At 74.2% G+C, this 12,395-nt stretch carries 10 protein-coding genes; 6 read left to right on the top strand and 4 right to left on the bottom strand.

The genetic code is table 11. The features are described 5' to 3' along the window. Nucleotides 1-64 precede the first annotated feature (64 nt). The 4 genes from HCJ92_RS17235 to HCJ92_RS17250 form a co-directional block, all read right to left on the bottom strand. Nucleotides 65-1,624, bottom strand: a complete 1,560-nt coding sequence (locus tag HCJ92_RS17235) for a DUF2637 domain-containing protein (protein ID WP_338054227.1) — start codon at nucleotides 1,622-1,624, stop codon at nucleotides 65-67. Between the two features lie 416 nt (nucleotides 1,625-2,040). After that, nucleotides 2,041-2,790, bottom strand: a complete 750-nt coding sequence (locus HCJ92_RS17240; RefSeq protein ID WP_167934505.1) for a DUF3558 domain-containing protein — start codon at nucleotides 2,788-2,790, stop codon at nucleotides 2,041-2,043. Between the two features lie 207 nt (nucleotides 2,791-2,997). Continuing rightward, nucleotides 2,998-3,810, bottom strand: a complete 813-nt coding sequence (locus HCJ92_RS17245) for a DUF3558 domain-containing protein (protein WP_167934506.1) — start codon at nucleotides 3,808-3,810, stop codon at nucleotides 2,998-3,000. Between the two features lie 505 nt (nucleotides 3,811-4,315). Next, nucleotides 4,316-4,900: a hypothetical protein gene (locus HCJ92_RS17250; protein ID WP_167934507.1), complete on the bottom strand. Its 585-nt coding sequence runs from the start codon at nucleotides 4,898-4,900 to the stop codon at nucleotides 4,316-4,318. 129 nt (nucleotides 4,901-5,029) lie between these two features. Here HCJ92_RS17250 and hemL point away from each other — a divergent pair, with 129 nt between their 5' ends. From hemL to ccsB, 6 genes are all read left to right on the top strand, one after another. Continuing rightward, the gene (gene hemL, locus HCJ92_RS17255; protein WP_167934508.1) at nucleotides 5,030-6,349 is read left to right on the top strand and encodes a glutamate-1-semialdehyde 2,1-aminomutase; all 1,320 of its coding nucleotides are present in this window, start codon (nucleotides 5,030-5,032) and stop codon (nucleotides 6,347-6,349) included. A gap of 60 nt (nucleotides 6,350-6,409) precedes the next feature. Continuing rightward, a complete protein-coding gene (locus HCJ92_RS17260) occupies nucleotides 6,410-7,222 on the top strand; it encodes a histidine phosphatase family protein (protein ID WP_167934509.1) in 813 nt (270 codons plus the stop codon). A gap of 176 nt (nucleotides 7,223-7,398) precedes the next feature. Continuing rightward, nucleotides 7,399-8,070, top strand: coding sequence for a TlpA family protein disulfide reductase (locus HCJ92_RS17265; protein WP_167934510.1), 672 nt, complete (start codon nucleotides 7,399-7,401; stop codon nucleotides 8,068-8,070). Then, entirely contained in the window at nucleotides 8,070-8,834 is a 765-nt protein-coding gene (locus tag HCJ92_RS17270; protein WP_167934511.1) for a cytochrome c biogenesis CcdA family protein, read from the top strand. Before HCJ92_RS17265 ends, HCJ92_RS17270 begins: the two co-directional genes overlap by 1 nt. Before the next feature lie 207 nt (nucleotides 8,835-9,041). Further along, nucleotides 9,042-11,177, top strand: a complete 2,136-nt coding sequence (gene resB / locus HCJ92_RS17275) for a cytochrome c biogenesis protein ResB (protein WP_167934512.1) — start codon at nucleotides 9,042-9,044, stop codon at nucleotides 11,175-11,177. A gap of 49 nt (nucleotides 11,178-11,226) precedes the next feature. Beyond that, nucleotides 11,227-12,348, top strand: coding sequence for a c-type cytochrome biogenesis protein CcsB (ccsB, locus tag HCJ92_RS17280; protein ID WP_167934514.1), 1,122 nt, complete (start codon nucleotides 11,227-11,229; stop codon nucleotides 12,346-12,348). Nucleotides 12,349-12,395 lie beyond the last annotated feature (47 nt).

The raw sequence follows: 12,395 nt of genomic DNA on the forward strand, positions 1-12,395 counted from the left end.
GGCGGTCGCTCCCCGACGGGGAACGACCGCCCTCGCGGCGTGTCCGCGTGTCCGCGGGGTGGGGTCAGAAGACGCCGACCTCGGCGCGGTAGCGCTCCTTGCACTCCCGGACGATCGGGAGCAGGTACCGCTCGCTCAGCAGGTTGCCGTCCGTGTTCCGGACGCCGTGGGCCTCGGCGAGGTGCCGCGCCAGCTTCCGCGCGTTCGGCGGGTTGTTGTCGTCGGAGTTGATCAGCAGTTCCCGGTAGGCGCGGTAGTAGAACTGCGCCACGTCGCCACCAGCGGGCAACCCCACCGGCGCGTCCCCGTCGTTGTCCTCGGGCGCCCCACCGTCGCGGTCGGGCGTCCGGAACGGCGCCCTGAGGTCCCGCCGTCCGCCGGAGCCCGGCACCGTCTCGGTCGGCGGGTCGGTGAACGGTTCGACGCCGGGCGGATCGTAGGGGCCGGCGAGCGGGTCGGTGTACGGGGCATCGCCGGTGGCGAAGTCCGGCAGCGGCTCGTACGCCTCCGGCGGCCCCGCCGCGTCGCCGTGACCCGGGCCGCCGTCGCCCGTGGCATCGGCCGGGCGTTCCGCGCGGGGGGCGAGGTGGGGCAGCGGGTCGGCGGGCGCGGCCTCCCGCGCCCCGGGCACGTGAGCACGGGGCGCGCCCCGGTCCGGCTGTCCGGCCGTGGCGGGGCCGGGAACGTCCGCACGGCCGGCCGGTCCCTCGCCGTTCTCCCCGCCGGCCCAGGCGGGCCAGTCGTCGGCGCGGTCCGGGCCGCCGCGCCCGCCCGGAGCGGTCGCGGCCACTGTGCCGTTGACGCCGGGCGTGCCGTTGCTCCCTGCGGGGCCGACATCGGTGCGGCGGTCCTTCCAGAGTCGACTCACCGCGGTGCCGTCGGCGGGGTGGCCCGCCGCCGGCAGCGCGCCGACACCCGTGGTCCCCGCGACGGCGGCCGGTGCGGGCGCGGGCTCGATCATCGGGCCGTCGGGGTCCAACGGGACGCCGAGGTGGGCGAGTTTCAGCGGCAGCCGCGCCTCGACCGGTGCCCGGCGCCGCCAGGACCTGCCGTAGCGGGCGCGCAGTCGGGCGCGGTAGACCAGCCGGTCGCGTTCGAGGTCGATGACCTCCTGGTACGAGCGCAGTTCCCAGAGCTTCATGCGTCGCCACAGTCGGAACGTCGGGAACGGTGAGAGCACCCACCGCCAGAGCCGGACGCCCTCCATGTGCTTGTCGGCGGCGACCGCGGTGATCCGCCCCACGGCGTGACGCGCCGCCTCGACGGTGATGATGAAGAGCACCGGGATGATCGCGTGCATCCCGACGGCGAGCGGGTCGCCCCACGCCGCGGCGCCGTTGAACGCCACGGTGGCCGCCGTCAGCAGCCAGGCGGTCTGCCGCAGCAGCGGGAACGGGATGCGCATCCAGGTCAGCAGCAGGTCGAGTGCCAGCAGCACCACGATGCCCGCATCGATGCCGATGGGCACGAACGGGGCGAAGTCCCCGAAGCCCTTGCGTTCGGCCAGTTCGCGGACGGCGGCGTAGGAGCCGACGAACCCGATGGCCGCGATCACCGTCGCGCCGACGACGATGATGCCGATGAGGATGCGGTGGGTACGGGTCAGTTGGACGACGGGCGCCACGACCGGTCCTTCCCTGTTCGGTTTGCTGCCTGCGGGGGAACGACCGCTTGTGCGTACAGGTGTTCCAGTCCGCTTAGCGTGGCACACCGCCGACGGTGTCCACGGTCCGGTGCACAGCCACCGCCGCGGAGGGGCGCCCGGCTTCTCCGCTATTGGGCGGTGCACGAGGGCCGCGTCACCGGTGGCGCTCCCCGGCGGTGCCCCGTTCCGTCACCGGGCCGGACGGGTCCTCGCCCGTGCTCGCGCCGCACGCCGACGGCCCGGCACCCGCAGTGTGTGCGGGGTGCCGGGCCGTCGTGGTGAAGGTGTGGTGAAGGTCTGTCCGGGGCGGGTTTCGTCGCTCCGCAGCGAGTCGCGGGCAGTGCCGTCAGCCGTCAGCCGTCAGCCGTCAGCCGTCAGCCGTCAGCCGTCAGCCGTCAGCCGTCCTCGCCGGAGGCGTCGGCCTCGTCGCCGCCCGCCGCCTGGGAGTCCAGGAAGGTGACCACCTCGGAGGCCACGCGCTCGGCGCCCTCCTCGATGGCGTCCGCGCTCGGCAGCTCCGCGTCCTCGAAGCCGGTACCGGCGTAGTCGACCGTCACCACCGCGTTGGCGGTGCGGACCACCAGGCGCTGCTGCCGGAACTCGCGCTCGCTGTCCCCGCTGGCCTTCTCCGAGGTGAACGCGAGGCCCACGGCCTGGTCGCCGACGCCCTCGGGCGCCGTCTCGACGACGTCCTCGACCGCCGGGTCGTCGGCGATCTCCGCCGCCTGGGCCTGGAGGAAGGTCTCGGCACGGGCGTCGCCTCCGCCGAGGGTCTCGTCGGAGTCGAAGCGCTTGAGGGTGACGGTCAGCGAACGGAAGTCGTACCCGTCGAGGCCGCTCCAGATGCAGGCGCTCGTCGCGGCGACGTCCGCGGAGGGGAGTTCCTTCTCCTCACCCGCCTCCGGCACGACCTCCTCGACGGTCTCGTCGCCGAGGGTCGCGCAGGCGTTGGGCAGCTCCGCGTAGCGCACCTCCTCGGGTGCGCCGGGCTCCTCGGCCGCCGGGGCGTCGTCGCTACTGGTGTCACCGTCGTCGGCCGAGTCCGAGCTGCACGCGCCCAGCAGCAGCACGGACGCGAGGGCCGCGGCCAGCGCTGGGCCGGCGCCGCGGAGGGAGCCGGCCAGGGGCCGGACGTTGCGGTCCATCAGTTACTCCTCGAAGGATGTCTGCACCGGGCCCGGTACCTTCTTCCGCCGCGGGCCCGTCAGAGGAACGTTACGCCGGACCGCGACCGCCACGGGCCATCCGCGCGGGTGGTGTCCCCCACGCGGGGCGGCCCGCCACGGGGAGCGGGGCCCCGTCCGGCCCGCCGCGCGGCGGCGGGCGCCCGCGCCCGTGGGGCCCGACTCGCGTCAGTTGTCGAAGCGTTCGGCCAGCTGGGAGGCGAGGGAGCTGACCCGCTCCTGGAGCGCCGCGCTGTCCGGCTCGCGCCAGGAGTCGCTGAGCGCCTCGCTGTAGTCAATGGCGACAATCACATTCGCGCTGTGGAAGACCAGGGACACGTCGCGGCGTCCGCCGTCGTCGGTCAGCCGGTCGTCCACGTAGGCCGCCGTGCCGATCCCCTGGAGCGCCCGCGGGGCGTACTCGCCCTCGGGGCGGACCTCGTCCTCGCTGCCCTGGGGGGTCGGGTCGTTGCCCTCGTCGTCCCCCGTGGCGTCGGGGTCCCCCGACGACTCGCGGTCGTCGGCCGGGTCCTCGGCGTCGGTCCCGGGCACGGAGCCGGTGGTGCCGGGCCCGCCGTCGAGGTCGATGCCCGCCGTCTCCGCGCGCCGCGCGAAGTCCTCGGCGGCCAGGTCGTTGTCACTGACCTCGGGGTCGTAGGAGATCACCCGCAGGAAGTCGACCGTCAGCGTCCGGGAGGCGTCGCCGCCGCTGCTCACCCAGTCGCAGCCGTAGCGGCGACCGGTGTCGTAGGTCATGTGCGGCTCACCGCGCAGGACCTCCGCGTCGGCCTCCGGCAGCAGTTGGCGCAACCGCTCCTCGCTGGGCGCGCCGCACGGCTCCGGCAGCCCGGAATGCCGTCCGGGCTGGGCCAGGGCGTTGCCCGTGGGGCTGCTGCCGTTGCGACCGTCGTCGCCGGGGTCGGTGCTGCACGCCGTGAGACCCACGGTCAGCGCCGTCGCCACCAGCATGCTCGAACCGGTGGTCGTCGCTCTGCGCAGCACGCGGTCCGCCTCCTCGCTCGCTCGTATGACGGGGGAGTCTACTGGGCACCTGCCCGGCCGCCGCCGTCTCATCCCGGACCGGTACGAGGCCGGTACACGACGGGGATCGGCAACGTACACCACACCGAAACGGGCGCGGCGCGGCATGGCCGGGAACGGTCGGACACGGCCACGGGCGGCTGTCGCGGTGGGTGACGGCGGGTCTCCGGGGCGTCAGAGCCACCGGGCGCGCGCCCCCGCCGGGGGAGTGGACCCGGCCCACCCGTCACCCGCCGGGGTGCGGGGCGGGGGCCGGGTGGGGCGGGGGTGCCGCCCGGGAGGGAGGCGGCGGCCGACGGAGCGACGGGGGAGCGGGCCGCGCCCCGCCCGGCCGAGTGCGACCCGGCGGCGGTGCCCCGCGATTCGGACGCGTGCGCGAACGAGGCGGCGGGGCGGATCGCGTGGCCCGGCGGCGGCGCCGCGCCAGGCCAACCCGCCGTGTCAGGCGGGCGGAGCTCAGCTCGGCTCAGGGCCAGACGAGGCAGTACGGCTGGTGCCCGGCCTCGTGCAGCCGGCGGGAGAAGTCCTGCCACTCGTGGAGCAACCGGTAGACCCCGAAGGCGTCGCGGGGTCCGCTGCGGTCCGGGACGGTGGACCAGATGAACGCGGCGGCACCGACCGTCTCCTCGCCGATGCCGCGCAGCGGGTCGACCACGGTCGTCGGGAGCTTGACCACCGCGTAGTCCGGGTGGAGCACGACGAGTTCCAGCGGCGGTACCCGGTGCAGCGGCACGCCCTCTATCCCCGTCAGGACCATGGCGGCCATCGTCTCGGGCTTGATGCTGGTGAACATGCCCTGGCCGAGTTCGTCGCCGCCCAGCTCCTCCGGCCGCATGGAGGTCGGGACCCGAGCCGCGGTCGCGCCGTTCGGTGCGCCGAAGTACTTGTACGTCACGTCCATGCGCGCCGCGCGCCCCCCGTCCGCGACGGGTTGCTCGGCCCGGGGCTGCCGGCGGCGTCTGCGTCGGTGTCGGCCACGCGCATCGCTCGGGGGCACCTCGGGCCCGAGGTCTCCGGTGCCCTCGCCGATTCCGCCACCGCCGCGCTGCATGTCACCGCCCGATCTCGCCGCGACCCCGGCCGCGTAAACCCGATCATCGTCTCTGTGGCCTTCCCCCAGCCGGACACCGGCGAAACGCCCGGAGGCACGGCGGAACGGGCCTGATGTCACCATGGTCGCGTGACCTACTCCTACGATGCTCCAGTCTCGCAGACGCTCTTCGACCGCGCGGCGGTTGTCACACCAGGGGGCGTGAACTCACCGGTGCGTGCATTCCGCGCGGTGGGTGGAACGCCCCGTTTCATGGTGTCCGGTACCGGTCCCTACCTCACCGACGCCGACGGACGTGAGTACGTCGATCTGGTGTGCTCTTGGGGCCCCATGATCCTCGGCCACGCCCACCCGGCCGTGACGGAGGCGGTCCGTGACGCCGTCGGGCGCGGCACCTCCTTCGGCACGCCGGGTCAGGGGGAGGTGGAGCTGGCCGAGGAGATCGTGGCCAGGATCACCCCCGTGGACCAGGTGCGGCTCGTCTCCTCGGGCACCGAGGCGACCATGTCCGCGATCCGACTCGCCCGCGGCTTCACCGGCCGCGCCAAGGTGGTCAAGTTCGCCGGCTGCTACCACGGCCACGTCGACGCCCTGCTCGCCTCGGCGGGCTCCGGCGTCGCCACCTTCGGACTGCCCGACACCCCGGGCGTCACCGGGGCGCAGGCCGGCGAGACGCTGGTGCTGCCCTACAACGACCTCGACGCCGTGCGCGCCGCGTTCGCCGCCCACCCCGGCGAGATCGCCTGCGTCATCACCGAGGCGTCGCCCGGAAACATGGGCGTCGTGCCGCCCCGCGAGGGGTTCAACGCCGGGCTGCGCGACATCTGCCGTGAGAACGGCGCGCTGTTCGTCTCCGACGAGGTCATGACCGGTTTCCGCGTCACCCGTGAGGGTTGGTACGGCGTCGACGGCGTGGCGCCCGACCTGATGACCTTCGGGAAGGTCATGGGAGGCGGCTTCCCCGCGGCGGCCTTCGGCGGGCGGGCCGACGTGATGGCGCACCTCGCGCCGGCCGGTCCCGTCTACCAGGCGGGCACCCTCTCGGGCAACCCCGTCGCCACCGCCGCCGGCCTCGCGCAGCTGCGGCTTCTCGACGCCGACGCCTACGCGCGGGTGGACGCCGCCTCGCTCCAGGTCCGCACCCTGGTCTCCGAGGCCCTCACGGCGGAGGGGGTCGCGCACCGGCTCCAGGTCGCCGGGAACATGTTCTCCGTCTTCTTCACCGACACCGAGGTGACCGACTACGCGGGGGCGCGCTCGCAGGAGGCGTTCCGCTTCAACGCGTTCTTCCACGCGATGCTCGCGCGGGGCGTGTACCTGCCGCCGTCGGCCTTCGAGTCGTGGTTCGTCTCCAGCGCCCACGACGACCGGGCGGTCGAGCGCATCGCCGCCGCACTCCCGGATGCCGCCCGCGCTGCCGCGCGGGCGACCGACGAGAGCGGCGAGTGAGGCCGCCCGTCACCCGGATGACAGCGGCCGACGGGCCGTGAACCACAGGAAAGGGCACAGATGACCGGCACAGCGGACAGCGACAGAGACGTGACGGCCACCCCGCCGGCGCAGCGCGGCGGGACAGCGGCGGGCGGAACGGCCGGGGACGACTCCCCGGCCGTCGCCACGCCGGACCCCGCCGCCGGGGCCGGTGCGACTCCGGGGGCCGACGGCTCACCGGTCAGGACGGTCGTGCACGTGGTGCGCCACGGCGAGGTCCACAACCCGGAGGGCGTGCTCTACGGCCGGATGCCGGGCTACCACCTCTCCGATCAGGGCGTGGAGATGGCGGAGGTGGTCGGCCGCCACCTCGGTGGCCGGGGCGTCGTCCACGTCGTCTCGTCCCCGCTGGAGCGCGCGCAGGAGACGGCGCTGCCCATCGCCGCGCAGCACGACGTCACGGTCGCCACCGACCGCCGGCTCATCGAGGCGGCCAACGTCTTCGAGGGCAAGACCTTCGGGGTCGGCGACGGCGCGATGTCCCGTCCGGGCAACTGGAAGCACCTGTACAACCCGTTCCGCCCGTCGTGGGGCGAGCCGTATCTCGACCAGGTGGTGCGGATGCGCGGCGCGCTGGAGGCGGCCCGGGACGCCGCGCGCGGCCACGAGGCCGTGTGCGTCAGCCACCAGCTGCCGATCTGGCTGCTGCGCAGCCATGTCGAGGGGCGGCGGCTGTGGCACGACCCGCGCAAGCGGCAGTGCACGCTGGCGTCGCTGACCAGCTTCACCTTCCTCGGTGACGAGATCGTCTCGGTCGGGTACACCGAGCCGGCGATCGAGCTGGTCCCGGTGCACCTGCGGGCCGGCGGCGCCCGCGGCGCCGGCGCCTGACCCCGCCCCGTCCCTGCCCCGCCCCGCGCCCGTCGTGTGCGGGGCGGCGGCGGTCGGTCCGACCAGCGGCCTCGCGGCGGGCGCCGGGCCGTCCGCCGCGCTTCCTTATCCGTTCCTTACATTCCGGACAAGGGGGGCGCGGAAGATCGCCGCGGACCGCATGGGAAACTTTTCACATGATCCAGAGCGACCCGTCCCGAGGCCGTGACGCGTACCGACGCTCCGCGCTGACCGCCGCCGCGCTCGCGCTCTCCGCCGTGGCGCTCACCGCCTGCGGCGGTGGCGAGGGCAGCGGCGCCGAGGCGTCCTCCGACGGCAGCGCGTTCGTGGAGGGCAGCGGCGTGATCACCTCGGTCCCCGTCGGGGACCGGCTCCCCGCGCCGGAGCTGACCGGGGACACCACCCACGACGAGCCCATCGCGCTGGCCGACTACGCGGGGCAGGTCCTGGTCCTCAACGTCTGGGGCTCCTGGTGTGCGCCCTGCCGCGCCGAGGCCCCGTACCTCGCCGCCGTCTCCGAGGACCTCGCCGACGACGGCGTGCAGTTCGTCGGGATCAACGTCCGCGACCACGACCCGGCCAACGCCCAGGCGTTCGACCGGCGCTTCGGCATCGACTACCCGAGCTTCTACGACCCCAAGGGCCGCCTGATCCTGGAGTTCCCCGCCAACACGCTCTCCCCGCAGGGCATCCCCTCCACGCTGGTCATCGACCGCGACGGCAACATCGCCGCCCGCGCGGTGAAGGCGCTGACCGAGGAGGAGCTGCGCGGGATGATCGAGCCGGTCCTCGCCGAGGGCGACGAGGCGGCGGACGGCGGCGCCGAGGGCGCCGCGGACGACGCCTGATGGACGTCCTGGCGGCGGTCACCGACACCAACGAGACCGTGCTCGGCGGCGCACTGCTGCTGGCGCTGCCGCTCGCCCTCATCGGCGGGCTGGTCTCGTTCTTCTCGCCGTGTGTCCTGCCCCTCGTTCCCGGCTACCTCTCGTACGTCACCGGTGTCGGGGGCGCGGACCTCGCGGAGGCGCGCCGCGGCCGGATGCTGCTGGGCGCCTCGCTCTTCGTCCTCGGCTTCTCCGCCGTGTTCGTCTCCGGCGGTGCCCTCTTCGGCGGGTTCGGCTACCTCCTCCAGGAGCACCGCGAGGTGCTGACCCGGGTCTTCGGCGCGCTGATCGTCCTGATGGGGCTGCTCTACCTCGGACTGTTCCCTCGGCTGGGCCAGCGGGAGTTCCGCATCCACACCCGGCCCGGCCTCGGCCTGGCCGGCGCCCCCGTGCTGGGCATCGTCTTCGGCATCGGCTGGACGCCCTGCATCGGCCCGACGCTGGCCGCGGTGAACTTCCTCGCGATGCAGGAGGCGACCGCGGCCCGGGGCGCGGTGCTGATGGTCGCCTACTGCATCGGGATGGGCGTGCCGTTCATCGTCGCGGCGCTGGCGTTCCGCCGCAGCCTGAGCGCCTTCGGCTGGGTGAAGCGTCACTACAAGTGGGTCATCCGCATCGGTGGCGGCATGATGATCGCCACCGGCCTCATGCTGATGACCGGCCTGTGGGACCTGATCGTCTACGAACTGATGGTCTGGTCGGCCGACTTCCAGGTGTGGATCTGATCCGATGGCCGGCCGCACCCGCACCCCGCCCCGCCCGCCCACCGCCGGCTCGGCCGTTCACGCGGCCCCGGCACGGGCCGTGACCGCCGCCCGGCCGACCGTGGCCGGGCGGGGCGACCGCCCCACCAGCGACCGAGCCGGCGGCAGCCACGCCGGCGACCGAGCCGACGGCACGCATGCCGGCGACCGAGCGATAGCGACCAGCCGATGAGTGAGCAGAGCGACCCCACCAGCGCCGGCCCCGACGGGCGCGACGAGCCGGGAGAGGCCGGCGACGACGCCTCCCGGCTCTCGACCGCGCCCCGTACCGACGCCGAGCGGGAGGCCGCCGCACGGCGCGGGAGCGACCCGGCGGGCGGCGACCCGGCCGGTGCCGGGTCCTTCGGCGGCATCCGGGAGCCCGGCCTCGGCGGCGGTCTCGCCTGGACGTGGCGCGAGGCCGTCGGCTGGGCCCGCTGGATCTGGCGCCAGCTGACCTCGATGCGGGTGGCGTTGATCCTGCTGTTCCTGCTCGCGCTGGCGACCGTCCCCGGCTCGCTGATCCCGCAGGAGAACGCCAGCCCCGTGGCGGCGGCCGAACTCCGGGAGGGCAACCCGACGCTGGCGTCGGTCTACGACCGGCTCCAGCTGTTCGACGTGTACAGCTCGGTCTGGTTCTCGGCGATCTACCTGCTGCTCTTCGCCTCGCTGATCGGCTGCATCCTGCCGCGCGCCTGGCAGTTCGTCGGCCAACTGCGCGGGCGCCCGCCGCGCGCCCCGCGACGGCTGGACCGGATGCCCGCGTACACCACCTGGCGGACCGAGGCGGCGCCGCGCGACGCGCTGGTGGAGGCCGAACGACTGCTCGGCCGCAGCCGGTTCCGGGTCGACGGCTCCGCCGTCCCCGCGGCCGGCGCCCACGCCACCGGCGGTTCGGTCGCGGCGGAGAAGGGCTACCTGCGGGAGGCCGGCAACCTCGTCTTCCACGTCGCGCTGGTCGTGATGCTGATCGCCTTCGCCGCCGGCGCGCTCTTCCGCTCCGAGGGCGGCAAGCTGGTGACGGTCGGCAGCGGCTTCACCAACACCCTCACCCAGTACGACGACTTCTCCTCCGGCACGCTCTTCGACGTGGACGACCTGGAGCGGTTCACGTTCGACCTCGACGAGTTCCACGCCGACTTCGTCCGCGAGGGCCCCGACCTCGGTTCCGCGCGCGACTTCCGCGCCGACATCACCTACTGGCGGGACGGCGACACCGAGGGCACCGAGGCGTCGGTGCGCGTCAACCACCCGCTGCACATCGGCGACGCCAAGGTCTACCTGCTGGGCCACGGCTTCGCGCCGCGCGTCACCCTCGTCGACGGGCAGGGCGAGGTCGCCTTCAGCGGCCCGGTGCCCTTCATCCCGCAGGACAACGCGCTCAGCTCCACCGGCGTCGTCAAGGTCACCGACTACGTGGGGCCGGACGGCGAGCCGGACCAGATGGCGTTCCAGGGGTTCTTCAACCCGACGTTCGCCCTCACCGCCGAGCGCGGGCCGCACTCGACCTTCCCCGACCCGGACTTCCCCGCCCTCACGCTCAACGCGTACCACGGCAACCTCGGGCTGGACTCCGGCATCCCGCAGAACGTGTACCAGCTCGACACCCGGTACATGGAGCAGCTCACCGACGAGGACGACGAGCCGCTGCGCATCAACCTGCTGCCCGGCGAGGAGTGGGAGCTGCCCGACGACCGCGGCACGCTCACCTTCGAGGGGTTCGACCGCTGGGCCACCTTCCAGGTCTCCAGCTCGGCGGGGAACGGCTGGGCTCTGGTCGGTGCCGTGGGCGCCGTCGCGGGGCTCGCCGCCTCGCTGCTGATCCAGCGGCGCCGGGTCTGGGTCCGGGCGACCGCCGGCGCCGACGGGGTGACCGTCGTCGAGATGGCCTCCCTGGGCCGCTCGGAGTCCGCGCGGGTCCCCGAGGAGCTCGCCGAGCTGGCGATGGCGCTCCAGCCCGCCGCCCCGATGCTCCACGAGCCCGGCGACGACCGGGCCGAGGACGACCGGCCCGACGACGAGGACACGGCCGACGAGGACGGTCCCGACGACGAGGACACGGCGGACGCCGCGCCCGACGAGGACCCGACCGGTCCGGCGGACGACCGGCCCGGCACGGGCCCGGACGCCGCGAAGGATCGGGACCCCGGCCCGGTACCGTCCGGGGACGGGGAAGGACGCCCCGGCACCCGCTCCGCGAGCGGCACCGGCACCGCCGGCCCGCCGCCCGGGGGAGCCGCCGCGGCCCCGGACGATGCCACGCCCGGGACCGCCACCGACCCCGAGGCTGCCTCCGGCAGCCGCAGCGAAGACGTGAAGGAGTAGTTCCGTGTTGCTTGCCGCCGACGCCGAGCTCGCCGATTTCGGCAAGCTCATGATCTACACCGCGATGGTCGTCTATGCCCTGGCGTTCATCGCGTACATCACCGAGTGGATCTTCGGCAGCCGCAGCCGGGTCTCCCGCACGGCGACGGCGCTGACCGCCGGGCGCGCGGGCCGCGCGGGCACGGGCGCCGACGGCCGGGAGGCGACCGACGGGACCGACGCCGACCTGGAGTCCGACGGGACCGAGGACGCGGGCGACGCGCCCCGCGGGCCCGCCGTCACCGTCCGCAAGGGCGGATCGGCCAAGGTGCTGGACCGGCCCAAGGTCGTCACCCGCTCCTCCACGCCCTCCCGCGACCACCTGCCGGACGGCCCGGGCGCCTCGGGCGGCGACGGCCAGGGAGACCTCTACGGCCGAGTGGCCATCTCGCTGACGACGCTCGCCTTCCTGCTGCACTTCGGCGGCGTCATCACCCGGGCCGTCGCCGTCGGCCGGGCGCCGTGGGCCAACATGTTCGAGTTCTCCACGGCCTTCTCCGCCGTCGCCGTGCTCGGCTTCCTCGGTTTCCTCGCCGCCGGGCGGAAGGTCCGCTGGATCGGCCTGCCGCTGGTCACCACCGTCCTGCTCGACCTCGGCCTCGCCGTCACCGTGCTGCACACCGAGACCGACCAGCTGCCGCCCGCGCTCCAGTCGGTCTGGCTCTGGATCCACGTCGGACTCGCGATCGTCTGCGGCGCGATGTTCTACCTCGGCATGGTCGCGACCGTGGCGTTCCTCTTCCGGGACCGGTACGAGTCGAAGCTCGCCTCGGGCGGTACGCCCGGCCGGTTCGCCTCGTCGGTGCTGGAGCGCATGCCCACCTCCGTCAGCCTCGACAAGTTCGCCTACCGCATCAACGCGGCGATCTTCCCGCTGTGGACCTTCACGATCATCGCGGGCGCCATCTGGGCGGAGAACGCGTGGGGCCGCTACTGGGGCTGGGACCCCAAGGAGGTCTGGTCGCTGATCACCTGGCTCGGGTACGCCGCCTACCTGCACGCCCGTGCCACCGCCGGTTGGCGGGGCCGCAAGGCCGCCTACCTGGCGATCGCGGCCTTCGTCTGCTTCCTGATCAACTACTACGGCGTGAACCTCTTCGCCAACAGCCTGCACTCGTACTCGGGCGTCTGACGGCACACGGCGGCGGCGGTCGGTACCGGTGGGAACCGGTACCGACC

Origin of the sequence: Streptomyces spiramenti, assembly GCF_012034385.1 — a bacterium.
In the GTDB taxonomy this organism is placed as follows: Bacteria; Actinomycetota; Actinomycetes; order Streptomycetales; family Streptomycetaceae; genus Streptomyces; species Streptomyces spiramenti.